The 24,666-nt window shown below is 63.0% G+C and carries 19 protein-coding genes and 8 pseudogenes; 15 read left to right on the forward strand and 12 right to left on the reverse strand.

The features are described from left to right. Nucleotides 1-69: 69 nt before the first annotated feature. From MF410_RS05840 to MF410_RS05865, 6 genes and pseudogenes are all read left to right on the forward strand, one after another. On the forward strand, nt 70-951 hold the full coding sequence (locus tag MF410_RS05840; protein WP_097625861.1) for an NmrA/HSCARG family protein: 882 nt from the start codon (nt 70-72) through the stop codon (nt 949-951). A 122-nt stretch (nt 952-1,073) separates the two neighbouring features. Further along, nucleotides 1,074-1,874, forward strand: coding sequence for a class I SAM-dependent methyltransferase (locus tag MF410_RS05845; RefSeq protein ID WP_097625860.1), 801 nt, complete (start codon nt 1,074-1,076; stop codon nt 1,872-1,874). A 389-nt stretch (nt 1,875-2,263) separates the two neighbouring features. Next, nucleotides 2,264-3,513 (forward strand): annotated as a pseudogene (locus tag MF410_RS05850) (MFS transporter). 227 nt (nt 3,514-3,740) lie between these two features. After that, complete coding sequence (locus MF410_RS05855; protein WP_097625858.1) at nt 3,741-4,088, forward strand: DMT family protein; 348 nt, start codon at nt 3,741-3,743, stop codon at nt 4,086-4,088. A gap of 121 nt (nt 4,089-4,209) precedes the next feature. Then, the gene (locus MF410_RS05860) at nt 4,210-5,721 is read left to right on the forward strand and encodes a DUF1800 domain-containing protein (protein ID WP_239620262.1); all 1,512 of its coding nucleotides are present in this window, start codon (nt 4,210-4,212) and stop codon (nt 5,719-5,721) included. A gap of 12 nt (nt 5,722-5,733) precedes the next feature. Next, nucleotides 5,734-6,918: a DUF1501 domain-containing protein gene (locus MF410_RS05865; protein WP_097625856.1), complete on the forward strand. Its 1,185-nt coding sequence runs from the start codon at nt 5,734-5,736 to the stop codon at nt 6,916-6,918. 269 nt (nt 6,919-7,187) lie between these two features. On the opposite strand, the gene MF410_RS05870 is transcribed toward MF410_RS05865, so the two are convergent. Both MF410_RS05870 and MF410_RS05875 read right to left on the reverse strand, forming a co-directional pair. Further along, entirely contained in the window at nt 7,188-7,775 is a 588-nt protein-coding gene (locus tag MF410_RS05870; protein WP_097625855.1) for a hypothetical protein, read from the reverse strand. Nucleotides 7,776-7,800: 25 nt separating this feature from the next. Then, complete coding sequence (locus MF410_RS05875; RefSeq protein ID WP_097625854.1) at nt 7,801-8,187, reverse strand: acyl-CoA thioesterase; 387 nt, start codon at nt 8,185-8,187, stop codon at nt 7,801-7,803. Between the two features lie 291 nt (nt 8,188-8,478). On the opposite strand from MF410_RS05875, the pseudogene MF410_RS05880 reads away from it, so the two are divergent. The 3 genes and pseudogenes from MF410_RS05880 (at nt 8,479) to MF410_RS05890 (ending at nt 12,251) form a co-directional block, all read left to right on the forward strand. Continuing rightward, nucleotides 8,479-10,300: pseudogene (locus tag MF410_RS05880) on the forward strand (methyl-accepting chemotaxis protein). Between the two features lie 151 nt (nt 10,301-10,451). Then, a pseudogene (locus MF410_RS05885) lies at nt 10,452-11,767 on the forward strand (extensin family protein). Nucleotides 11,768-11,903: 136 nt separating this feature from the next. Further along, complete coding sequence (locus MF410_RS05890; protein ID WP_097625851.1) at nt 11,904-12,251, forward strand: CAP-Gly domain protein; 348 nt, start codon at nt 11,904-11,906, stop codon at nt 12,249-12,251. A 49-nt stretch (nt 12,252-12,300) separates the two neighbouring features. On the opposite strand, the gene MF410_RS05895 is transcribed toward MF410_RS05890, so the two are convergent. Continuing rightward, complete coding sequence (locus tag MF410_RS05895) at nt 12,301-13,098, reverse strand: class I SAM-dependent methyltransferase (RefSeq protein ID WP_097625850.1); 798 nt, start codon at nt 13,096-13,098, stop codon at nt 12,301-12,303. A gap of 249 nt (nt 13,099-13,347) precedes the next feature. Here MF410_RS05895 and MF410_RS05900 point away from each other — a divergent pair, with 249 nt between their 5' ends. Both MF410_RS05900 and MF410_RS05905 read left to right on the forward strand, forming a co-directional pair. After that, nucleotides 13,348-13,743 (forward strand): Ohr family peroxiredoxin, encoded by a 396-nt coding sequence (locus MF410_RS05900; RefSeq protein WP_097625849.1) that lies wholly within the window; start codon nt 13,348-13,350, stop codon nt 13,741-13,743. 107 nt (nt 13,744-13,850) lie between these two features. Next, nucleotides 13,851-14,891, forward strand: a complete 1,041-nt coding sequence (locus tag MF410_RS05905; protein ID WP_097625848.1) for a DUF3095 family protein — start codon at nt 13,851-13,853, stop codon at nt 14,889-14,891. Between the two features lie 198 nt (nt 14,892-15,089). Here the strand turns inward: MF410_RS05905 and MF410_RS05910 are convergent, their stop codons facing one another. From MF410_RS05910 to MF410_RS05920, 3 genes and pseudogenes are all read right to left on the reverse strand, one after another. Then, entirely contained in the window at nt 15,090-15,491 is a 402-nt protein-coding gene (locus MF410_RS05910; RefSeq protein WP_097626054.1) for an NUDIX domain-containing protein, read from the reverse strand. 27 nt (nt 15,492-15,518) lie between these two features. After that, nucleotides 15,519-15,975, reverse strand: a pseudogene (locus tag MF410_RS05915) (MarR family transcriptional regulator). Between the two features lie 180 nt (nt 15,976-16,155). Further along, nucleotides 16,156-16,925, reverse strand: a pseudogene (locus tag MF410_RS05920) (siderophore-interacting protein). Between the two features lie 264 nt (nt 16,926-17,189). Between MF410_RS05920 and MF410_RS05925 the strand changes: the two are divergent. The 4 genes and pseudogenes from MF410_RS05925 (at nt 17,190) to MF410_RS05940 (ending at nt 20,213) form a co-directional block, all read left to right on the forward strand. Next, a pseudogene (locus MF410_RS05925) lies at nt 17,190-17,806 on the forward strand (DUF1442 domain-containing protein). Between the two features lie 208 nt (nt 17,807-18,014). Continuing rightward, a complete protein-coding gene (locus MF410_RS05930) occupies nt 18,015-18,410 on the forward strand; it encodes a Rap1a/Tai family immunity protein (RefSeq protein WP_097625844.1) in 396 nt (131 codons plus the stop codon). 116 nt (nt 18,411-18,526) lie between these two features. Beyond that, nucleotides 18,527-19,486, forward strand: a complete 960-nt coding sequence (locus tag MF410_RS05935; RefSeq protein WP_097625843.1) for an acetylxylan esterase — start codon at nt 18,527-18,529, stop codon at nt 19,484-19,486. Next, nucleotides 19,483-20,213, forward strand: a pseudogene (locus tag MF410_RS05940) (alpha/beta hydrolase-fold protein). Before MF410_RS05935 ends, MF410_RS05940 begins: the two are co-directional and overlap by 4 nt. Nucleotides 20,214-20,227: 14 nt before the next feature. Here MF410_RS05940 and MF410_RS05945 read toward each other — a convergent pair. The 6 genes and pseudogenes from MF410_RS05945 to dhaL form a co-directional block, all read right to left on the reverse strand. Beyond that, nucleotides 20,228-21,220, reverse strand: a complete 993-nt coding sequence (locus tag MF410_RS05945) for a dihydroxyacetone kinase subunit DhaK (RefSeq protein ID WP_097625842.1) — start codon at nt 21,218-21,220, stop codon at nt 20,228-20,230. Between the two features lie 50 nt (nt 21,221-21,270). Next, nucleotides 21,271-21,681 (reverse strand): hypothetical protein, encoded by a 411-nt coding sequence (locus MF410_RS05950; protein WP_097625841.1) that lies wholly within the window; start codon nt 21,679-21,681, stop codon nt 21,271-21,273. 1 nt (nt 21,682) lies between these two features. After that, complete coding sequence (locus MF410_RS05955) at nt 21,683-23,290, reverse strand: putative PEP-binding protein (RefSeq protein WP_239620263.1); 1,608 nt, start codon at nt 23,288-23,290, stop codon at nt 21,683-21,685. Continuing rightward, nucleotides 23,274-23,618 carry an HPr family phosphocarrier protein gene (locus MF410_RS05960; RefSeq protein ID WP_097625839.1) on the reverse strand — a complete coding sequence of 115 codons (345 nt, stop codon included), beginning with the start codon at nt 23,616-23,618 and terminating at the stop codon, nt 23,274-23,276. Before MF410_RS05960 ends, MF410_RS05955 begins: the two co-directional genes overlap by 17 nt. Further along, a complete protein-coding gene (dhaM, locus tag MF410_RS05965; protein WP_097625838.1) occupies nt 23,618-24,016 on the reverse strand; it encodes a dihydroxyacetone kinase phosphoryl donor subunit DhaM in 399 nt (132 codons plus the stop codon). The genes MF410_RS05960 and dhaM overlap by 1 nt, the downstream gene beginning before the upstream one ends. Continuing rightward, nucleotides 24,013-24,634 (reverse strand): annotated as a pseudogene (dhaL, locus tag MF410_RS05970) (dihydroxyacetone kinase subunit DhaL). The gene dhaM and the pseudogene dhaL overlap by 4 nt, the downstream one beginning before the upstream one ends. Between the last annotated feature and the right edge of the window lie 32 nt (nt 24,635-24,666).

Genomic DNA, 24,666 nt, shown 5'->3' on the forward strand with positions numbered 1-24,666 from the left:
ATAGGCCATTATGGTCCAATGCAACAGGCCCTAACTTTGCTCCATCAGTCACAAGCAAGGAGCAGACAGATGAACAACACACGAAACGTTCTGGTTGCCGGCGCCACCGGCCAGCAGGGCGGCGCGGTCGTTCGCGCCCTGATCGCGAGGGGACACCGTGTCAAGGCGATCTCACGCAAGCCGGACAGCGATGGCGCAAAGCGGCTGGCCGCGGCTGGGGTCGAGGTCGTCGCCGGCGATCTCAACGATGGCGCATCCGTGGCGAGGGCGGTTGAGGGCGTCGATACGATGTTCCTGATGGGCAATAGCTACGAGGCCGGGACGGAGGCGGAAACGCGCCAGGGCATCACCGTGGCCGATGCGGCAAAGGCCGCCGGCATCGGTCACCTGATCTATTCCTCCGTTGGCGATGCGGACAAGAAAACCGGCATTCCGCATTTCGACAGCAAGTACCTCGTCGAAAAGCATATCGCAGGCCTCGGCATTCCCTATACGATCAGCGCGCCCGTCGCCTTCATGGAAAATACGGTGGCGCCCTGGGCGATCGACGGGTTGCGCCAGGGCGTCTACGCCGCTGCCCTGCCGCCGACCCGCCCGCTGCAGCAGATCACCATCAAGGACATCGGCGCTTTCGTTGCAGCACTGGCCGAGCGGCGCGAACAGGTGTTCGGCAAGCGTTTCGATATTGCCGGTGACGAATTGTCTGGCGAGCAGCAGGTGAAGATCCTGTCCGAGACGCTCGATCGGCCGATACGCTACCAGGAGTTGCCGATCGCCGCCATGCGGCAGCAGAGCGAGGACGCGGCGCTGATGTTCGAATGGTTCGACCGCACCGGCTACGACGCCGACATCGCTGCCCTGCGCCGCGATTTCCCTGATGTCGGCTGGCACAGCTATGCCGATTGGGCGCGGGGCTTCGACTGGAGCGTTCTCGCCAAGGCATCCGCCTGATACACTCCCCGTCGTCCCCGGCCTGAACCGGGGACGACGGGGAGCCTGACCCGCCTTGCGCAAGGCGACGGATCGCTCGGCTCCAAGGCGATAGACCATCGTTGTTGAAGAGGGAGGTTTCGATGCCGTCGAGTTTCAATGTCGAAAGTGCGGATGGTTATGAGCGGCTGATGGGGCGCTGGAGCAAGAGGCTGGCGCCGCTGCTGATCGATTTTGCCGGTCTTGCGAATGGCGACCGCGTGCTCGATGTCGGCTGCGGCACCGGCAGCCTGACCTTCACGCTGGCGGGAAGACCGGGCTTGAAGGAGATCGCCGCGATCGATTATTCGCCGGTTTTTGTCGAGGTGGCGACACGGCGCAATACCGATCCGCGGATCGCGATCCGGCAGGCGGATGCCTGCGCGCTGCCCTTTGAGGATAACCGCTTCGACCGGGCGATCTCGCTGCTCGTGCTGCATTTCGTGCCGGAGGCGGGCAAGGCTGTTTCGGAAATGGCCCGCGTCGTGCGCCCGGGCGGTGTGGTTGCTGCCGCCGTCTGGGACCATTACGGCGGCATGCCGGTCATGCGGATGATGTGGGACACGGCTGTCATGCTCGACGAGGACGCGCTGCCGCTGCGTCGCAAATACTGCTTCCAGCCGATGATGCGGCCGGGGGAGATGAAGCAGAGTTTTGTCAGTCAAGGCCTCGTCGACGTCGAGGAGACGTCGCTGCTGATCCGGATGGAATACGGCTCCTTCGAGGACTATTGGGGGCCGATCGCCGCTGGCGAGGGGCCGCTCGGCAAATATGTCGCCGGGCTGGACCCGGCCAAGCGAAAGGCAGTCGATGCGGCCGTCAGGGCGGCATATGAAGCCGGCGAGCCGGATGGGCCGCGGTCGTTTGCGTCGGTGGCGTGGGCGTGCCGGGGCAGGGTTGTTTGAGTGACGTTGCGGATGCTCCGAGGCTCCTCATCCGAAGGGCGAGACGGGTGCTCCGGCGGCTGATGGATGCAAGAAGCAATGTTGCGGCGCGTACTTCGAGGCTCCGCCCTGTCGGGCTGCGGACCTCAGCATGAGGGGGATTGGTGGGTGCCGCCCCGCGGACAAGGAGCGCCGGGAGGTGCTCCCGCCACCGGACCGCCGCTCTTAATCACGACAAACGTGATGGAACTCGGTCAGCATCGCTGCCGTTGTTTCCGCTGTCTCCGATTGCGAATGTGCTTTCCCGCAACCGCAGCCCTGACAGCCGCAACCCGCCCGTTTTGGGCACCCCTTCCGACGGCATCCGGAATTGCCCGCCTCGCCGCCGCTTTCGGACGGAGGAATATCAGATGTCCGCTTTGGAAAGCCTGCGCCGGCTGACGCCGCAGCAGCGTAACACCGTCATCGCCAGCTATCTCGGCTGGACGCTCGACGCCTTCGATTTCTTCATTCTCGTCTTCGTTCTTAAATATATCGCCGAGGAATTCCATACCGACGTCCCCGCCGTCTCGGTGGCGATCTTCCTGACGCTCGCCATGCGGGCGCTCGGCGCACTGATCTTCGGACTGGCGGCCGATCGATACGGCCGGCGCATCACGCTGATGGCCGACGTGCTGCTCTATTCGCTGTTCGAATTCCTCACCGGCTTTTCCACCGGCCTCACCATGTTCCTGGTTCTCCGAGCACTCTATGGCATTGCTATGGGCGGTGAGTGGGGCGTCGGCGCCTCGCTGGTCATGGAGACGGTGCCGGAGGAAAGCCGCGGCATCGTCTCAGGCATCCTGCAGGCGGGTTATCCCTCGGGCTATCTGATCGCCTCGATCGTGTTCTTCCTGCTCTTTCCCGTCATCGGCTGGCGCGGCATGTTCTTCATCGGCGCGGCTCCGGCGCTGCTCGTGCTCTACATCCGGCGGAATGTCGAGGAGAGTCCCGCCTTTCTGAGACGGCAGGCCGAGGGGCGCCCGCCGTTCTTGACAGTGCTGCGCGAAAATATCCCGCTGTTCATCTGGGCGGTGCTCTTGATGACGGCGTTCAACTTTTTCAGCCACGGCACGCAGGATATCTACCCGACCTTCCTCGAAAGCCAGCGCAACTATTCGAGCTATACGGTTGGCGCCATTGCCATCGTCTACAATATCGGCGCGATCTGCGGCGGGCTGTTCTTCGGGGCGCTGTCGCAGCGGATCGGCCGCAAGCGGGCGATCGTCACTGCCGCGCTGATCGCCGTGCCGGTGGCCCCGCTCTGGGCCTATGCGCCGGGGCCGGTGCTGCTCGCCATCGGTGCTTTCCTCATGCAGTTCTTCGTGCAGGGCGCCTGGGGCATCGTGCCGGTGCATCTGAACGAGCTGTCGCCGGACGAGGTGCGCGGCACCTTCCCGGGCTTCGCCTATCAGCTCGGCAACCTGCTGGCCTCCGGCAATGCGACGCTGCAGGCGGGCCTCGCCGCTCGCTGGGATGGCGATTACGCCTATGCGCTGCTGATCGTCGCGGCGGTGGTGGCGCTCGCCGTCGCCCTGCTCGCCGGCTTTGGCTACGAGAAAAGGATGTGCGCTTCGGCATGGAGGAAGCCAAGGAGCCGCATGGCGCGATGCGAATCTAGCGCTGCCGGCGGTTACAGAGGCCGGCGGCTGATGTCGCCGGTCTTTGCTCATGGCCTACCGGCCATGGCCAGTGCTGGAAAACGTGCCGCCGGCTATCCGCCTCGTCTCTGCCGCATGAGACGATCGGTCCGAGCCTCGGGGGCTTGCCGTCGAATGGCGGCGTGCTAGGTAGAGCTCGCCGGTATCGAACCGGATCGACCGTTTCCTCCACAGCCCGAGTTACTCCATGTCCTTTTCTCCCGCCGCCCTTTGGCCTGTCATCATGCTGTTTGCCTCCAACATCTTCATGACCTTTGCCTGGTATGGCCATCTCAAGCACAAGAGCAGCGCCATCTTCCTTGCCATCCTCGTCAGCTGGGGCATCGCCTTCTTCGAATATTGCCTGGCAGTGCCGGCCAACCGTATCGGCTCGGCGGTCTATACGACGGCGCAGTTGAAGACGATGCAGGAGGTGATCACGCTGTTGGTCTTTGCCGGCTTTTCGATCTTTTGGCTCGGCGAGAACCTGACCTGGAATCACGCGATCGGCTTTGCGCTTATCGCAATTGGAGCATCCTTCATCTTTCGGGCGTAAATTGTAGTTTTTTCAACAGATTACAAATCGTCCATGTCTGGATATCGCCACATTTCCTACAGATTGCCGTCGCAATCGGCTGGCAGCCTGTCACTCTTTATTGATCAGGAGTTGACCGGCCATGAGCCTCTCTTTCCCGACGATGGCTGCGATCCGGTTCGGCTATGGGTTCCGGCCGGGCGAGACGCCGCCGCAGAACAAGGACGAGCTGATCGGTCAGCTCGGCAAGGGCGTGGCGGCGACGCCGGACTTTCCGCTCGGCGGTCCCGACATGCGCCATCGCGCGATCCTCAGCCTGCAGGAGCAGCTGAGGCAGATCCGCGAGGACGCCAAGACGGTGACCGACGACCCGGCGCGGCGCGAGATGCGAAAGGGCGTGCAGCACCAGGCGCAGCAGCAGTTCCAGCATGATGCGAACCTGCGGCTGATGCAGGCGGTGCTGTCGCCCTACGGCTTCTACGAGCGGCTTTCGACCTTCTGGAACGATCATTTCTCCACCAGCGCCAATAAGAGCCTGCCGATGCGCCTCATCGTGCCGCTCTATGAGACCGAGGCGATCCGGCCGTTTATCGCAGGCAAGTTCGGTGATCTGTTGCGCAGCGCCACGGCCCATCCGGCCATGCTGATCTATCTCGACCAGGCGGATTCGCTCGGGCCGGATTCGGCCGGCGGTATCAAGCGCAACAAGGGGCTGAACGAAAATCTCGGCCGCGAACTGCTGGAGTTGCACACGCTCGGCGCCGGCAGCGGCTACAGCCAGGCCGATGTGACGGCGGCGGCCATGGTGCTAACGGGGCTCACCATCGACCGCAAGGAGATGGACATCGCCTTTCGGCCGAATATTTCCGAGCCCGGCCTGCATGAGGTGCTCGGCGTCAGCTATGGCGGGCGCAAGCGCTCGCGAGACGATTATCTCGATATGCTCGACGATCTTTCCGTCCATCCGAAGACGGCGGCGCATATCAGCCGCAAGCTGGCAGTGCATTTCGTCTCCGACCAGCCCGACGAGGGCATGGTGTCCAACATGGCGACCATCTGGAAGAAGACGGATGGCGATCTCACCGCCGTCTACACCGCCATGCTCGACCATCCCGCCGCCTGGCAGAACGAGGGCGCCAAGGCGCGACAGCCCTTCGACTACGTCGTTGCGGGTCTCAGGGCGCTGAATGCGGGGCCGGTCAACGGCGTCGTCGGCAGCTTCCTGGCGGCAAACCAGCAGGGCACTGAGGAGGGTGACATGGCGACCAATACGCCCGGCATGGTGGGATCGCCTGTGACCAAGGATCCTGCCGGCGAGGCGAGGGACAAGCGTCTCAAGGCCTTCCGGACGGCGCGGGCGCTGGGGCAGGGGGCACTGAAGCGCATGGGACAGCCGACCTGGCTGCCGCCGAGCCCAGCCGGCTTCGAGGAAGGTTTTTCCGCCTGGATCACAGGCAGCCAGCTCGCCGAGCGACTGGCTTGGGCAAGACGCGCTTCTGCACAGTTCGGCCGCGACGAGGATCCGCGCGAATTCCTGAAGTCGACGCTTGCCGATGCTGCGCGCGACGAGACGATCCGCGTGGTGTCGCAGGCGCCGAACAAGATCAGCGGCCTGACGCTGGTGCTGGCATCGCCTGAATTCAACCGCCGATAGGAGACTTTCGCCATGACACTGTCGATGAACCGGATCTCGCTTTCCCGCCGCGGTTTTCTGACCTCAGCCTGCTGTCTCGCTGCCGCTCCCGTCTTCACCCCGGTCACCTTCGCGGCGATGCCGGGTGACAACCGCTTCGTCACCATCGTGCTGCGCGGCGCGATGGATGGGCTGGATCTGGTGCAGCCCTATGGCGATGCCGGCTTTGCCGCGCTCCGGCCGACCTTGGCGCTGACGCCCGATACAGGGCTTCTCGACCTCGATGGACATTTCGGTCTTAATCCCGCCGCCGCCGATCTGATGCCGCTGTGGAAGAGCCGGGAACTCGCCTTCGTGCAGGCGGTGTCGACGCCCTATCGCGACCAGCGCAGCCATTTCGACGGTCAGGATATGCTGGAATCGGGCGGTGAACATGTCGCCGAGGAAAAGACCGGCTGGCTGAACCGGGCACTTGCGGTCATTCCGCGCTCGGATGCGCGCAAGGCAATCGACGTCAATACCTCGACCGAGCTGATCCTCTCCGGGCCGAACGACGTCGATGTCTGGGCGTCGGATTCCAATCTGGCGCCGGCGCGCGACGAGATGCAGTTCCTGGTGCGGCTCTATGCCGGCGATCCGCCGTTTGCCGCGGCACTTGCCGAGGCGACGCGGGCCGACGCCGCCTTGATGATGGTCGAGCCGGATGGCCAGCGCGGCGAGAAGGTTGCCGATGTGGCGGCGCTCGCCGCCAACATGCTGAAGGGCGATTACCGCATCGCCAGTTTCTCGATCACCGGCTGGGATACGCATATCGGCCAGGCCAGCCAGTTCAAGCGGCCGGCACAGGATCTCGTCCAGGCGATCAACACGTTGAAGACGACGCTCGGGCCTGAGATCTGGTCAAAGACCGTGGTGCTCGCCATGACAGAATTTGGACGCACCGCCCGCCAGAACGGCTCCGCCGGCACCGACCACGGTACCGGTGGCTGTGCGCTGCTGGCGGGCGGCGCGATCAACGGCGGCCGTATTCTCGGCAAGTGGCCCGGCATCGGCGACGGCCAGCTGCTCGACGACCGCGACCTGATGCCGACCGCCGACGTGCGCGAGGTGGCGGCGGCGATGCTCTATCGGCTGTTCGATGTCGGGGTGGACGATCTGACGGGGAAGATCTTTCCGGGTTTGGGGTTTGATAAGGGATCGCAGTTTTTGAGAGGGTGAATGGGCTGCTCTCTGTTCTCCCCAGCGGGGAGAAGGTGGCCCGAAGGGTCGGATGAGGGGGCCGCGCGGTACGCCATTCATTGCCCTTCGCTTGCGCTCCGCGCATTCGCGGCCTTGCCGCTCACCCCCTCATCTGGCCTGACGGGCATCTTCTCCCCGCTGGGGAGAAGAGGGAGCAAGCCGCTGCCCGGCCCTTCGCTTGGGCTCAGGGCGTTCGTCGCTGCAATCGATTCACTGGATCGATTGCTCGGGCCGCTCCCGATCGCTCCTCACCCCAGCACATCATAGAGCCGGAAGATGAAACTGACCTGATAGACCAGGTTGGCGATGATGAAGCCGGTGTGGAAGCGGCGGTTGGGGGTCCAGGCGGCGAGGACGCACAGCAGGATGTAGACGATGTTGCGGGCGGGATATTCCCAGCCGAGCGAGAGGATGCGTTCCGGCCCCTTGATCGCCGTGTCGAGGATATCGACGGCATAGATCAGGCCGAGGATGCCGAAGAACCATTTGCGCCGGGAAATGAAATACTCCTCGTAGCCGCCATATTCATCGAGGCTCGCCGGGAAGAGCAGGGCGCAGAGCAGGAAGAACAGGCTGCAGAAGCAGACGAGGAAGAGATAGATGCCGAAGCCGATCGCAGGCACGGCCTGCAGGCGATATTCCCACCACCAGATGTGAATGATGAAGAGGAACAGGGAGAGCGCCCAGCCGAGATGGACGGCATAGACTTTCGCCTTGCCGGGATGCTGGACGATGCCGGCAACGCCGGTCAGCAGCCTGGCAAGCGAAAGGCTGATGACCATGCCCATCACCACCTTGATGTGAAGGAAGACTTCCGGCGCGCTGACCGTTTCCATGCCTTATCCCTCGGTTTCGAGAGTGTTACTCCTCGGGGACGGCCTTCGGTTTGCCCTCTTCGTCGAGCGCCACCATGATGAATGTGGCGGCGGTAACCTTCTCCATCTTGGCGTAACGGGCACGATGCGCCCAAGCTTCGACGATCAGCGTGATCGAGGTGCGGCCGACGCGCTCGATGTCGGTATAGACCGACAGCGTGTCGCCGATTTTGACCGGCAGTTCGAAGGCCATCTCCTTGACGGCGGCAGTGACGACGCGGCCCCTGGCGCGCTCGGCGGCGCGGATACCCGATGCAAGGTCCATCTGCGCCATGACCCAGCCGCCGAAGATATCGCCGGCCGGGTTGGCATCACCCGGCATGGCGAGCGTGCGCAGCGTCAGTTCGCCTCTCGGCTTGGCGGCATCGGTCATCAAGGGTTCTCCATCTGGTGCGGGTCATGGACCGGCGATTCACTGATGAGTACCCTAGTGCAAAGGCTGGAGGCTGTAAAAGACTGCCGGACCAGATCCTTGGGGTAGACGGCGGCCGAAAGATGCCGAACCGGGCACCGATCCAAATTCCATTCAATTTCAATTGGTTGAATATTAAAGCCAATACCTCCCTTACGTTATTTAATTGTCTTCTAATCAAACTTTACGCTCCAGTAATTCTGATGGGCCAGTATGTGAACGATTTCACATAGAAGACTCGCCGGGAACCTCATGCGCAACATCAAGATTTCCACACGCCTTTACTGCCTCGTCGGCTTCACGCTTGCCGTGCTCGCAGCAACGATGGTGTTCTTTCTGAACTATTCCTATTCCGAGCTTCAAGCGGAGCGGAAGGCGGGGTTGGAGAAGATGGAGGCGACGGCGATCGGCATCTTCGACAAATATTACAAGATGGAGCAGGCGGGCACGATGACCCGCGAGCAGGCTCAGGCAGCCGCCAAAGACGTGATCGGCGCGATGCGCTACGGCGCCGACGGCTATTTCTGGATCAACGACATGCATCCCACCATGGTGATGCATCCGATCAAGCCGGCACTGAATGGCACCGACATTTCGCAGATGAAGGATCCGAACGGCAAGTTCCTGTTCGTCGAATTCGTCAACAAGGTGAAGAAGGACGGCAAGGGCTTCGTCGACTATTACTGGCCGAAGCCGGGCGCCGACGAGCCGGTGTTGAAATATTCCTATGTCGCCGGCTTCGAGCCCTGGGGCTGGATCGTCGGTACCGGCGTCTATGCCGACGACCTTGCCGCCCTCTATCGCCAGAATGCGATCTGGGCGGCGGTGCTCTGCCTGCTCGGTGCGGCCGCCACGATTGCCATCGCCTATGCCATCGTGCGCAGCGTCACCGTGCCGATCGCCCGGCTGAAGACGGCAATGAATGCGATCGCCGCCGAGGAAGCATCGGTGGAGATCGCCGGCAGCGATCGTCGCGACGAAATCGGCCAGATGGCCAAGGCGCTGCTGGTGCTGCGCGATTCCGTCGACGAGCGCAGCGCGCTGCGCGGCCGGGAAGACGAAAGGCAGCGGCAGATCGAGGACGAGCGCCGCGGCAACGAGGCGAGCCTGCGTTCGGCTTCCGAGCGGCAGACACTCGCGATGCAGGCGCTCGGCGTCGGCCTGGAAAAGCTTGCGGGCGGCGACCTGACGGTTGCGATCGGCGATATCGGCGAGGATTACGCCAAGCTGAGGGGTGACTTCAACGCCGCCGTCGATGCGCTGAACGGCGTCATCCACGCGATCGCCGAATCGAGCCGCGTCGTCAACGACAGCGCTTCCGATATCAGCGAAGCAACCGGCAACCTGTCGAAGCGGACGGAACAGCAGGCGGCGGCCCTTGAAGAGACGGCGGCAGCGCTCGACGAGATCACCGCCACGGTCAAGACGGCATCCGAGCGGGCGAACGAGGCGCGCGAGATGGTGGCCGAGACCAAGGCGAGCGCCGGACGCTCCGGCGAGATCGTCCGCAATGCGGTAACGGCGATGGGCCGGATCGAGGAATCTTCGAGCCGGATCAACCAGATCATCTCGGTTATCGACGAGATCGCCTTTCAAACGAACCTGCTGGCGCTCAATGCCGGCGTCGAGGCGGCGCGGGCAGGCGAGGCGGGCCGCGGCTTTGCCGTCGTCGCGCAGGAAGTGCGCGAACTCGCCCAGCGTTCGGCCAATGCGGCTAAGGAGATCAAGGAACTGATCAGCCGGTCGGCGACGGAGGTCGAGGGCGGGGTGGCACTGGTGCGCTCGACAGGCGAGGCGCTGCTGGAGATCGAGTTCGCTGGTCAACAAGGTCAACGACCACGTCGCGTCGATCGCTACGGCGGCACGCGAGCAGTCGACCGGGCTGAACGAGATCAACGGCTCCGTCAACCATATGGATCAGATGACGCAGCAGAATGCCGCAATGGTCGAGGAGACGACGGCGGCAAGCCGCACGCTGGCCGACGAAAGTACCCAGCTGGAGACGCTTCTTTCGAATTTCCGGCTGCGCGGAGCAGGGCAATCGCCTGGAGCCCGGTACACACGGGCAGCGTGAGTTAAACGACAGATCAAAGGCCGCGAAAGCGGCCTTTTTCATCTCCGTCGCGTTCAGATTGTGCCGGTAAGTTTTCATTCACCGTTTTTAATTAAAATTGGAGTGAGTTTTTTCTGTCACTGCCCAGTCGGCCTGCGGAAGCGATAAGAGTATGGCGTTTGTTTCCTTTCCTCGGCGATCCCTTTTGCCCCTGCTGCTCTCGGCGACGCTGACGACCTGTTCGATCAGCGACGGGCTGGTGCCGCCGGCCAATGTCGACAGCGGCACCAGAGTCAGCTCGATCTCGCCCGCACGGGCGCCGGCGGCACGCATGGCGCCCTCGGTGCGCATGGCGCCGGTGGAAAGTCAGGCTTCCTATCCCGTTTCCAATGCGCCGGTCGGCAATAGCCAGGGCTCGGTCGATTACCTCAATACGCCGAACCTTGCCGGCACCGGTCATGCCGCGCCCTCCCAACCGGCGGCGCGCGGGGGCGGCTGCCGATGATCGACAGCGATGAGGCGCTGGCGGCGGGCCAGCCGAGCGGCAACTGGGGCGGCACGCAGAACCTTGCGATCCCTTCCGGTGGCGTCAATATGGATGACGAACTTGGAGCAGAGCCGGTCGTCGGGTTGGCGCAGGAACAACAGCAGCAGATCGCCGAGGGCAATGCGACCGAGCCCGTCGTTGACGGCATCGGCACCGATAGTCCTAAGCAGGTGAACCAGCCGCTACGCCAGCCCGCACCGCAGCCGATGCCGCAGCCGGCGGCACAGGCACAGATGAGCCGGGCGCCCGCCTGGAACGACGGCAGCCCTGTGGTGGCGCCGGCACGCGTTCCGGAAGAGGATGAAAGCGAAGAGGTCGCGATGTTGCGGCCGAACAATCCGATGATGAGCGAACCGGCCGCACCCGTCGATCCCAGCGTCATGCCGACCTCCGAGCTTGCCTGCCGGCGCGAGCTGAAGCGCATGGGCGTGCTCTTCGACGAGAAGCCGCCGATCTCGAACGGGCCGGCCTGCCAGGTGCCCTATCCGGTATCGCTGAAGGGGCTTTCCGGCAGTATCGGTGTCAAGCCGGCGGTAACGCTGAACTGTCAGGTGACGCTCGCCTTCGCCAAATGGGTGAAGAACGAGTTGGCGCCGTCAGCCCGCTACCGCTACTGGAGCGGCATCAGGACGATCCAGCCTCTTGGCGGCTATTCCTGCCGCCGCATGAACAACAGCCGGCAGCGATACAATCCGATGTCTGAACACGCCCACGGCAATGCCATCGACGTCGGCAAGTTCGTGCTGAAGAACGGCCATGAGATCGATGTGCGCAAAAAGGGCCTGTTCTCGCTGCGCGAGGGTCGGCTCTTGAAGGCGGTGCGCACTGACAGCTGCCGCTATTTCAACACCGTGCTCGGGCCCGGCAGCAACCCGGAGCACTGGAACCACTTCCACTTCGACCTTCGTTCCCGCAAGAGCGGCAAGGTCTATTGCGACTAATATCTGTCCCCTTGAACCGTGCGGCGCGGGTGCGGCTGTGGTCGCGGCAAATAGGCCTGCTGGCAGAAAATGGTTCATCCTGGCCGCCCGGCGCGCTATAGATTGCCGGGCGGATTGCCGTTTGAGAGTTAGATCCATGAGCTACGATTTCCATGTCGGCCAGAAGGTCGTGTGCATCAATGATACCTTCAAACACGTCAGCATCGACCAGCTCATCCGCAAAGGCGAGATCTATACGATCCGCTGGGTGGGGGAATATACCCATTATGTCGACGGCACATTCATCGGGGTGAAGCTCGCGGAAATCCATCGCGGCAATGACGACGGGCCGGAAGGTTACGGCGCGGCCGACATGCCTTATCGCGCGACGCGCTTCCGGCCGCTGGTGAAGGACAAGATCGCATCACTGCGCAAGCTGCTCGCCCCGACGCCCGATGCACCGGCGGAGCCAGAGGAAAAGGTCAGGAATAAAGAGAAGGCCTGAGGGCCGCTCCTGTACCGGCCTGTCGCCATCTTGAAAGGTGGTGATCCGATCAGACTGGCTTCCTGCTGAGGAACAGGCCGGTCTCCCTGCTGACATCGAGTGCGCCGCTGCCTTGCCTGAAGGCATCGGCGATCGCTTGGCGGAAGCGGGTGAGTTGAGGCTCGCCGGCGCCTTCGCCGGGCGGATAGGAGGTGAGGGCCAGGAAGACATCTTCGGGCTCGGTAATCCGCATGCTTGCCGGATACTGCAACATGGCGACGTTTCCGAATTGCGTCCGCATCATTTGCTCGGCTGCGTCATATCCAAAGGCTACGGCGGCCGGATCGGTCGGCGCGCTGCCGAAGACGGTCGTCAGGCGATAGATCTCGCGCATATTGCCGATGCCGTTGGTGGTGACCGCGAGAAAGCCGCCCGGTTTCAAGACCCTTGCCATCTCCGCGATGCCGGCGGCCGGGTCGGGCAGGTGATAGAGCATATGCATGGCGATCACCAGATCGAAGGCGCCGTCTTCGAAGGGAAGTGCGGCGGCATCGGCCCGGCAGCCTCGAACGGAGCTGAAGGGCAGCGCGCTGCAGCGCGCCACTGCCTCATCGACCATGCCTGACGAAAGGTCGGTCAGCGTCACAAGTAGATCCTCCGGCAGCAGACTTGCCGTTGCCGCCCAGAACCATGCCGGCCCGCAGCCGACGTCGAGTACGCGATCTCCAGGTTTCAGGGGCAACTGCCCGGCAACCCACGGAAACCAGCCGGTTTTGGCGATGGTATATTCGGTATGGAGTCTGGCGCGGGCGGCGAGCTTGCGGCTGTCGCCATACTGCACGGCATTGCCTTCGGCTATGGAGGACATCTCAATTCTCCGTCTTCCTCGTCAAGTCCCGGGGCCTTAAGGCAGAGCCTATAGAGGGCTTCGTTCCCGGACAAGACGCGACTATGCGCCGCTTGGGCCTGCCTGCACGGCAGGCTCAAGCCCTATGGGGGATAATAAATCGCATCCGATTAAATCGGAATAATGTTGACATCAAAATCGGCTCGGCGTATTAGAGCGCATCCGATTAAATCGGATACGCTAAAAATATCAAACCGGAAGGATACGACAATGACTGAGAAGCTTCTTTTCGCCGGCAGGACCCATATCGCCGGCGGCCGCAACGGCTATGCACGCAGCAGCGACGGCACGCTCGACATCAAGCTGCCGCAGCCGCATCCGGCGGCCGAAAACCTGTTCGGCGCCGCCTGGTCGGCCTGCTATATTGGCGCCATCGAACTCGCCGCCGCGCAGCGGAAGATCACCTTGCCAGCCGGTCCCGAGGTCGATGCAGAGATCACGCTCAACGGCGATAACGGCTCGTACTTCCTGCGCGCACGGCTCAATGTCAGCCTGGCAGACATCGATCGCGGGATCGCGCAGGAGTTGATCGAGGCGGCCCACGGCATCTGCCCTTATTCCAAGGCGGTCCACGGCAATATCGACGTCGAAACCAGGCTCGTCTGAACGGGAAGGGCCGGCCTCGCGCCGTCACCTTCAAGCGGGGGTCTGCCGATTGGCGGCAGACCCGTTTCTGAGCCAACAGTCCAACCTGCCGATCCGGAGGATGCGCCATGATCAACAGCCAGGCCGAGCCGCACCAAGCCTATGACGAGTTTTCGCTTGTGCTCGATCCCGATGTCTACGAGCCGTTGCCTGACGATTGGCTGATCGGCATCACCGACGTCGTCAGCTCGACCGCGGCAATCCGATCGGGGCGCTATGAAGACGTCAACTATGCCGGCGCATCGATCATCGCCGCTCTCGGCAATGCCTGGGGTTCGTTCGATTTTCCCTTTGTGTTTCGCGGAGACGGAGCAGCCTTCGCCTTGCCGGAAAACGGCATCATGGCCGCGACATCGGCCTTGCGTGATGTCGCGGGCTTTGCCAAAGCCGAGCTTCATCTCGACCTGCGTGTCGGGCTCGTCACCGTCGGCGAAATCCGCGCGAACGGGCGCGACGTCAGGATCGCGCGCTATGCCGCTTCCGAGAGTGCGACCTATGCGATGTTTGCCGGAGGCGGGCTCAAATGGGCGGAACAGCAGCTCAAGAAGGGACGCCTTCTGGTCAAGCCCGGCCGTTATGCGATGAAGCCTGACCTGACGGGCTTGAGCTGCGACTGGGCACCGTTCCCGAGCCAGCTCGGCGAGATACTATCGTTGTTGGTCGAGCCGCGCTACCAGACGCGCCCGGAAGTCTTTGCGGCGCTGGCGAAACGCGTACTCGCGGTTTTCGACGCCGCGCCGCGCCGGTCTCATCCGCTGTCCGGAGGGACGAATATGGCAAGAGAAAAGCAGGTCAGCGCGAAACGCTGGTCGGACGTTGCCTCCAATTCGGATTTCCGCAAGTTCGACGACGGCCTGCGCCTGACGCTGGACTGCGCGCCGGAGCAGATCGACAGTGTCGAAGCCATGCTCATTGCGGCCCGGGCACGCGGCGAGATTGATTTCGGTCTGCACCGCCAGTCTCACGCGCTGATGACCTGCCTCGTGCCATCGGGCCGGCCGGATTCGCATCTGCATTTCCTCGATGGAATGGGCGGCGGTTACGCGAAAGCGGCCGAGATGATGGAGGAGGGCGCACTTGCGGAGGTGGCGCGGTCGTGCCCGTTGTAGGCTGGGGTTCGCACTACTTGTCCTCCTTCATTCCTGTGCTTGTCATAGGAATCCAGTGCGCCCAAGTCCTTGGGCGCGGGAGAATATTAAAGGTAAAAAGGAGTCGTTCACCGCGCGGACGCGCGGTGGCTGGATTCCTGTGACGAGCACAGGAATAAGGAGGGTGGGAATGCACTCTCCTTCATCGTGTCTTGCGGGTCACTCCCGCCTGAGCAGCTTTAGGAGCATTTCACCAAGCTGAGGCGGCGCCAGTTCCGCTTCGCATTCTATCTCCGCGGCGGTAAACCATCTGAGCGCCGTGTGTTCATCGCCGATAAGTCGCGGAGAGCCCTGCCATCGGTCGACGTGATAGACATGGAAGATGGCGGATGCCCCAGGCGGGCTTTCCGAAACGAACTTTCCGGCAAACAGCCAGCGCTGCGGCGTCACGCCGATTTCTTCCAGCAATTCGCGGCGCAGTGCGGTCTCGGCATCTTCGCCGTCTTCGACGTGACCGCCCGGCAGGCTCCACCGATCCGGGTGCGTCCTGCGCTCCGAACTTCGCCTGGCGAGAAGAACGCTGCCATTCCCGATCAATGCGCCGATCGCGATCTCGGGCATGTCACCGAATGTCGACATGTGTCGCGATCATGGTTTTTGCGCCCGCGCCCGCAGCAGGTTGTCGCGCAGCCGCGTCACCGATTTCTGCACGATGGGGAAATCGTCGCCGAGGCCGACGGCGTCGATCAGGACAGAGCCGGGATCGGTGTCGAGAAGATCGCGCCCCGCCGGCGTCAGGCTGACACGCACTTGGCGTTCGTCGGCGGGGTCGCGATGACGGGTGATAAAGCCCGAGGACTCCAGCTTCTTGAGAATGGGCGTCAGCGTGTTGGATTCGAGGAACAGTTTTTCCCCAGCATACTCACCGTCTGATCGTCATCCTCCGAGAGGGCCACCATGGCGATATATTGGGTATAGGTCAGGCCCAGTGCGTCCAGGACCGGCTTGTAGGCGCGGCCGAAGGCGAGATTGGCCGAATAGACCGCGAAGCACAGGAAAGTCGAAAGCTTACGGCGGTCCGCACCTGGGGCGGGGGTGCAGGCATCTCGGGCTTTTTCGCGGTTTTGGTGGTGGGCATAGGAATCCTATCGACGCTCTGGTTGCTTACGAATACATATATATCGCATCCGATTAAATCGCAATGTGTATCCGGCTGCTTTTCTGACAGTGTATCCGGCCGTCGCTCCGGCTTCCGGAGCGGCGGCCAGCGTCGGCGTCCTACGGGTTAACTGAACTTCTCCGTCGTATCGGCCTTGCCGAATACCCAATAGCCGGATGCCTTGATCCAGCTCAGCGGGTAGCCCCGTTCCAGCAGATGGGCGCGGATCTCGCGTGTCACCGAGGCTTCCGCCGCGACCCAGACGAAGGTTTCCGGCTTGATGTCGATCAAGCTCAACAGTTTAAGCAGTGCCGCGGCATCGGTTGCCTCGGAGAGAGGCCGGTGCGCCCAATGGATATCAAGGTCCGCTCGGGTCTCGAAGCTCTGCTCTTCCAGCGGGCCGGTGACGGCGGCGATCGCGGTGATGGCAGTTTCGGCCGCACTCTCCTCGATCCGGCGGCCGATCGCCGGCAGCGCGGTCTCGTCGCCGATCAGCAACCATCGCGTCACCGCCTTCGAAACCACGGCGGAGCCCCTTGGCCCGCCGATCTCGAGCCGGTCGCCTGGGCGTGCGCCGATCGCCCATTGCGTGACCGGACCTCCCTCGTGCAAGGCGAAGTCAATGGTCAATCTGCGCGCGGCATTGTCATAGCGGCGCGGCGTGTAATCCCGGCGCTCTCTCCGCCATCGGCGGCGGGAACAAAGATCTTGATGTGGTCGTCGGGCGCAAGGCTGGTGAAATCGGCGAGATCGTCGCCGCTCAATGCGATGCGGCGCATGCCGGGGGTGATGTCGATGACGCTTTCGACCGTTAGGGTGCGCCGCCGTGTGTCGTGGCGCACCCGCTCGATGCCGGGGGCCGGTGAAGTCTGCTCTTTGAATTGATTGTTATCCATGTGTCCTCATGAGCTTTTGAAACTCGATCCGCAGGACACAGTCGCGCAGATCGAAGCCGCAAAGCCGTTCGATCATACGCGTTGAGTGACGTTAACGCTTACGTGGCTGGGTGACCCGGCCATTGACGGGTTTGATGTAGCGGAGCGCGGCGGCATGTGCAACCGCAGCGAGGCCGCAAAACCCGATGATTGCCGAACTTTAACTTTTCGCAGCCCGTTCGGTCGGGCAATGTCGGCCAACAATCGAGACAGAAGGGCGGGCCGATGGACAACAGGATCGAGGAAGTGCTCGATATCTATCACAGCATGATCGACACGGAGCGCAACAGCCCGCGCGAGCTGCCTCCCGGCGGCCGCGACGGAGGGCAGGACCAGCGGCTGCGCGCGGTCGGGCCGGAGACCGGGCAGTTCATCAACATCCTCGCCAGGAGCCTCAGGGCGCCGACCATTCTCGAACTTGGCACCTCCTTCGGCTATTCGGGGATATGGCTGGCGGAAGCCGCCCGCGCTTCAGGCGGCCGGCTGATCACCATGGAAATGCACGATTACAAGTCGGCCTATGCGCGCGATATGGCCGTCAAGGCGGGCCTTGCCGACCATGTCGAGTTCAAAGTCGGCGACGCCGTCCAGATGATCGACGCGCTTTCTGAGGGCATCGACTTCGTGCTCGTGGATCTCTGGAAGGATCTCTACCTTCCCTGCCTCGAGGCCTTCTATCCCAAGCTCAATTCGGGCGCGATCATCGTCGCCGACAATATGATCCGGCCCGGGGCGAGGATGTAAGGCGCTACGGCGAAGCCATCCGCGCCAGGCCGGGAATCTCAAGCGTGCTGCTGCCGGTTGGCAGCGGACTTGAGGTCAGCCGTTTCGACCGCGGTTGACGGCGGGCGATCACGAGAATCCGGTGCGTCCAACTCCTTAGGCGAGGGCGTATCGTGGGATTGCACCGCGTTTTGTCGACCTCGTAACCGCACACATATTGCCGCTCATTGCTACTTTTGAATGCGGCACAAAAGATGACACGTTTGAAGCTCATTTCCGACATTTTCCCGATCGAAGCTCCGCGCCATTGAGACTTGGGGAGATGTGATGTCGGGCATTCTTATCGCCACCCTGTTGGCAACGGTTTCAGCAAAGATTCCCGCCGGATTATCTGGCGGTGACGTTCTCTATTCTGATTGCAGCGGGTCCCGGCAGTTTGTCGTCGGGTATGTTGCCGGCTGGTTGGACAAATGGAATAGTGACGAGTATCTCGCCCGTCGCATTTTTACCGAGGCCGCTCCCACACCCAGCAGGATGGTGAACTCGGCGCATTTTGCAATCGCCGTTGGAGTTAACGTCTGCATTCCAACCGGGGCCACGGCGGAAGCGATCGGCAATGCGCTATGCACGTTCCTCGAAGAAAATCCCGGCATACGCGAGGCGACGGGCGACGAGCTGATGATGACCTTGGCTCACTATAAATACCACTGCCCGATCCCTTAGGGGAATTCACATCGGCTTATTGGCCTGCGGGCGCATGAGCGCTGCTGGTGAGAGCGGGTGGGCAAGTGCCGCCACATCGTCTTGCGCGCCGGGCGCTTTCACGCGACAAAGTCCGGATGAGCATTCCCATAACCCATCCCTTCTCCTTCGATCCGACCTACGGCATGCGGCTCGAGGAACTCCTTGCGGTCGAGCCGCCGGAGGAGCCTGATGGTTTCGACGCATTCTGGAAGGCACGCTATCAAAAGGCGCTGACGGTCGATCCGCAGCCGGTTCTTTCCCGGAGCCAGCTCACCCATCCCGATTGGCACGTGCTCGACCTCGTCTATCTCTCTACGAATGCGTTCCGGATCGGCGGCTGGCTGCTCCTGCCGCGCGGCGGGCAGGTGCGGCGCGGTCTCGTCGTCGGCCATGGTTACGGCGGGCGCGACCGGCCGGATTTCGACCTGCCGGTCGAGGAAACGGCGCTGATCTTTCCCTGCTGCCGCGGGCTGTCGCTCAGCGCCCATCCGCCGATTTCGCAGAATCCTTCCTGGCACGTGCTGCACGAAATCGACAAGAAGGACTCCTATATCATCGGCGGCTGCGTCGAGGATATCTGGCTTGCCGTCTCGACGCTCGCAGCTCTCTATCCCTGGCTCTCGGGGCATATCGGTTATAGCGGCATCAGCTTCGGCGGCGGTATCGGAGCGATGGCGATCGCTTATGATCCGCGCATCGACCGCGGGCATCTCGCACTTCCAAGCTTCGGGCACCAGCCGCTGCGCCTCGAACTGCCGAGCGCCGGCAGTGCGCAAGGAGTGCAGGAATATCAGGCGGAACATGGAAACGTGCTGGAGACGCTGCGCTTCTTCGATGCGGCGACAGCCGCGCGGCGGATCAGGGTGCCGATGCTGACGGCGGTGGCGCTTTTCGATCCTTCGGTCGCGCCGCCCTGCCAGTTCGCTGTCGCCAATTCGATACCGAAATTTAATGAAATCTTCATCCTGGACGCCGGGCATTTCGACTACCCTGGAAGTGCTGAGCAAGAAGCGGTGCTCCGCGACGAGATCGGACAGTTCTTCAGGGTGCCATGAACCGCGAATATCTGCGCTGGTACAGTCAGCGTCTGCATCGAGACATGGAGATGCTGGTGCTCGGCCATGCCGGCGCAAAGGTGCTGGTCTTTCCGACGCGGGAAGGGCGCTTTTTCGAATATGAACAGCTCGGTCTGGTCGCAAGCCTTGCAGACAAGCTGCAGGCCGGTCATCTCCAGCTTTATTGCATCGAGGGACTGGCAACCGAGAGCCTTTACGGCTTCCACCGCCATCCGGCCGATCGCATCCGCCGGCATGCCGCTTTGGAGGATTATATCCTCAACGAGGTGCTGCCGCTGATGGCGGCGAAGAACCCGCATGACTGGACCATCGTGCAGCACGGATGCAGCCTCGGCGCCTTCCAGGCGGCAAGCCTCGTCTTCCGCCACCCGCATCTCTTCCGGAAGCTCGTCGCCTTTTCCGGGCGCTACGATCTGACGATGAAGGTGGAATCCTTCGGCGACCTGTTTGATGGCTATTACGACGTCGGCGTCTATTTCCACACGCCGATGCATTTCCTGCCCGGTCTCGGCGGCGACTGGCGGCTCGACAGGCTGCGCGACGCGACATCGTTCTCACCATCGGCGATGCTGATCCTTTTCTCGACAACAACCGGCATTTCAGTCGGCTGCTCGCGGACAAGAATGTCGGCCATCAGCTGCATGTGTGGGATGGTCGCGCCCACCGTGCCGGCGCATGGCGGAAGATGGCAGCGCTTTACCTCTGACGCCTGGGGAACTTTTACGGCCAATTTAGAGCTGCGGTCGCCACCGGGGCATCCCACAGCGCGATCTCCTCGTTGGTCAGGAGGGCGAGGGTGATGGACAGGCCCTGCATGTCGAGCGAAGTGACATAGGTTCCCACAAGCGAGCGCTCGATCGAGATGCCTCTTTCCTCGATAAAGCGGCGGGCGCCGTTGTAGGCCAGGTAGAGTTCGGCCGGCGGCGTGCCGCCGAGGCCGTTGACGAAGAGCAGTGCCCTTGCGTGAGGCGCTGCCGCGATGTCGCCGGCGATGGTCTCGCAGAGATGGCCGATGATGGCGTCGGAGGCTGCGAAGGGCTGCCTGGCATGGCCGGGCTCGCCATGGATGCCGACGCCCATTTCCATCTCGCCAGGCCCGAGCGCAAACGTCGTGCGCTCGGTCTGCGGCACCGTCACGCCGTTCAGCGCCACACCCATCGAGCGGATGCGGGTGTTCAACCCCTCGCCAAGCTGCTTCAACTCGGCCAGCGGCATGCCGCGCTCGGCCGCTGCACCCAAGAGCTTTTCGACGATCAGTGTTCCGGCGACGCCGCGTCGGCCTCTGCCTTCGCCGATCCGCGACGTTTCGATGTCGTCGCTGACGACGACCATGTCGATGTTGTGGCGGTCGCCGGCCATCTCGATCGCCATTTCGAAATTCATCAGATCGCCGTCATAGTTCTTGACCACGAGCAGGCAGCCGGCGCCGGTATCGGCCTCTTCGATGGCGGCGATGATCTGGCTCGGTGTCGGAGAGGTGAAGATATGGCCGACGCACGCGGCATCCAGCATGCCTTGGCCGACGAAGCCGATATGCATCGGCTCATGGCCGGCGCCGCCGCCTGATATGAGAGCCACCTTGCCAGGGGTGAGATGGCGGCGGCGGATGCATCTGCGCTCAGGCCCGAACACCACGAAGGCCTCATGGGCGCGCACGAAGCCTTCGACGCTTTCGGCGACCATGGATTCCGCAGTGTTCATGAACTTCTTCATCAAGCCCCTCCCAAGGCCAAAGGCATTACGTTACGTCAACCTGCTCACCACTACTCACTCGCCCCTGAAATCGCGACGATCTTCTGCACCAGATCGGAGATCGCCTCTTCCAGCAGCCGATTCTTCCTGTCGTCACCGAAGTCGGGCACCATTAGCGACAGGTGTCGCAATTTCTCGGAATGGCCGAGATCCGGCAACTTGCCGGGATGGGCGGCCTGATAGGCTTCGAGAAAGCGCTCCTCTTCGGCAGCGCTAAAATGGCAGACGCGGACGATGGTCGCGAGATGGCGCGCCGGCAGCGGCGTTGCATAGGTCGGGCTGGTGATCTGGGTGACGAAGCTGCGATGTTTTCCAAGCGCCGTCGCCAGGCGCTGACGCGTGCCCGATGGCCTGTTGTCGATGATCTGCGCCAGAATGGACTTGTAGGCGATAATGGCGTCTTCGGTGTCTTCGCGCGCCATCCTATTCTCCGGCTGCCTTTGTGCCATCGGCGTTGAGGCCGATGATCGCCGATCTTATCGCGGGACGCCGGGCCGGCGCCACGGAAAAATGCCGAAGGCCGGCGGCGAGCAGCCCTGGCAGATAGCTGGGATTGCCGGCCATGTCGCCGCAGATACTGGTGGGCTTGCCGGCGGCAAGCTTCACAGCCTGAGCAATCAGCCGGAGCACGGCGGGTGCGGTCTTGCCGGCATCGGCATCGATGTAGTCGCGCGTGGAGGCGGCAAGATACTGCGTGAGATCGTTGGTTCCGAACGAGAAGAACGCCGCCGCGCCGAACGTGTCGAGCATCAATGCGGCTGATGGCACCTCCACCATCATGCCGATCGGCGGCATCCGGTGGGGAAGCGAACGGCGGCCAAGCTTTTCGGCTTCCTCGCGGAATAGCTCGCGCATCCTGTCGACCTCATCAGGGTAGGTCACCATCGGCAGCATCACCGACAGCCTGCCGAAGACGGCGGCGCGCAGTAGGGCGCGGGCCTGGACGCGGGCAATTTCCGGCTGGGCAAGCAGCAGCCGGATACCACGCAGACCCGAGGCGGCGAGAGCCGGCAGGTCTTCCAGGCCGGCGAGCGGCTTGTCGCCGCCGATATCGAGCATGCGGATCGTTACCGGCTTTTCGCCCGCCTGCTCCAGCACGCGGCGATAGATTGCCAGCTGTCGTTCCTCGTTGGCGGCATCGGCGACCGAGGCAACTGAAAACTCCGAGCGCATCAGGCCGACGCCTGCCGTTGCCGGATCGAGCGCGCCGATCTCGGCAGGATCGTTGATGTTGATGGAGAGCAGGATCGGGACGCCATCCGCCGTGCGTAGCTCGCCGCTTGCTGTTTGCTTGTCGGTGGCAGGAGTTCGTGCGGGCGCCGGCAAGGGGATCAGCATGCCGCCGGCCTTCAGGACGACCGTGCCGGCATCGCCATCCACGCGAACGGGATCTCCATCTGCTGCCGAAAAGCGGCCCGTGCCGACCACCATCGGCACTGATTTCGCCCTGGCAAGCAGGGCGACGTGGCCGGCGGTGCTGCCTGCAAACAGCGCGATGCCGCCGCCTTTCGACCAGTCATGGGCGAGAAAGCGGCTCGGCTCCATATCCTTCCCAACGAAGACCGAGCCGGGCGGGAAATCGGCGATCGGGGTGCCGGCGAGCGCCCCGAGCACGCGGTTCTTGATGTCGAGAATATCGACGGCGCGTGCCCGCATTTGTTCTTCGTCGGCCGCTTCGAGTTCACCGATATAGGCGTCGAGGGTGGCGACCCAGGCGAAGACGACATTCTCGTCGGCCTCCATGCGCGCGCCCGTCGCTTCCGCGATCGTCGGATCGCGCAGCACCTCGATCTGGAAATCGATGATATCCCGGCTTTCGGCATCGGCTCCATCGGCAAGGTGCTCGAGTTCGCCGATCGAGATGTCGATCGCCTTCTCCAGCGCGCTGTATCCACCGACGGCTCGGGATGCAGGGGCGGCGTCCGGCCGCTCGGCAGCGGAAGGAGCCTTCGGCTCCTCCGCGAGAAAGGCCGGGCCGGATGCGATGCCCGGGGATGCGCTCTTCGCTTTCAGTCTAAGCGGTTCGGCCATGCTTCTTTTCCTCATCGAAGTTGCGCTCGATGAGTTCCTTCAGCGCGCGGATCGCCTCTTCGGCGAGAATGCCGTCGGCGCGGATCCTGAGGATCGAACCTTTACGGATTCTCGCGCCCATGATCTTGATGATGCTCTTGCCGTTCAGCCAGATATCGCTGCCGTTGACGGCGACCTCGATCGAACAGGGGAAGGACTTGGCAAGCCGCGTGAAGGTGACGGAGGGGCGGGCGTGCAGCCCGACACCGTGCTTGACTTCCACCTCCGTCTGGCAATTCACGTGCAATGGATCGGGCTCCTGTTTTTCACTACGCAATCCTGGTGTCATCAGGGGGACAGTTCCTCGGCTGTGGCGACGACCTTGGCCAGCGACGCGCCCCCCGACGCCTCGGCAGCAGCGATGACGGCGCCTTCGACGAGCGGCGCGTTGCATATGGAGACGAGGGCCGAGCGGGGAAGGCCCAGCATTTCGATCGCCATCTCGCTGTTGGTTTCGGCGCCGCCGAGGTCGACGAAGACGGCGACGCCGGCCTCGGACCAGGCGGCCTCGATCGCTCTCAGGATGCCGCCGGCATCGGTCCCGAGATCGCCATGGACATTGCCGCCTGACCAAGAGAGCGGCACGCTGTCGCCCACCATCTGCCTGACCATGTCGGCGATACCCCTTGCCACCAGCGGCGAGTGGGAGACGATCACGATACCCACATTTGCGGTCTTTCCATTCATTGCGGACGATGCTCCCCGAGATAGCGGCAGATTGCCGTGGTCAGCAGCGCGCAGTCTCGACGCGCCGGGATCGACATGGCCGATCGAGCGGTCACCGAGATAGGCGGCGCGCCCGCGCATCGCCTTCATCGCGGCGGTTCTGTTGGCCGAGCGTTCGGCCTTGCGGGCGACGTCACCGAGTGGAGACCTCTTCGCTAACGCGGCATGCACGGGATAGAGCACGTCGAGCAGGGTCTTGTCGCCGGCATGCGCCCGACCGCGTCTCGCGACGGCGTCGATAGCCTGCTTCAGCACCAGCGAAAAATCGGCCGTCTCGTCGCTTTTGCGAAGCTCGCGACCGATCTCCATCAGCAGCGTGCCGTAGAGCGGCCCGGCCGCTCCGCCGACATTCATCACCAGCGTCAGGCCGATCTTTTCCATGGCGTCGGGGAAGGGCAGGCTGGACAGGCTTTCGCCTTCGGCGCTGACTGCCTCGCAGCCGCGCCGCATATTGGTTCCGTGATCGCCATCGCCGATGGCGCGATCGAGCGCGCAGAGGTGATCGCTGTTTGCCGCGATCGTCGCGCGGCACACCTCGATCAATCCTGCCACAAGCACCGGTTCCGCCTGCACTGTCATCCTCCCTGTCGCCGCATCTCCCGTGCGGCTCT

Source organism: Rhizobium sp. C104 (assembly GCF_022354505.1).
Classification (GTDB): domain Bacteria; phylum Pseudomonadota; class Alphaproteobacteria; order Rhizobiales; family Rhizobiaceae; genus Rhizobium; species Rhizobium redzepovicii.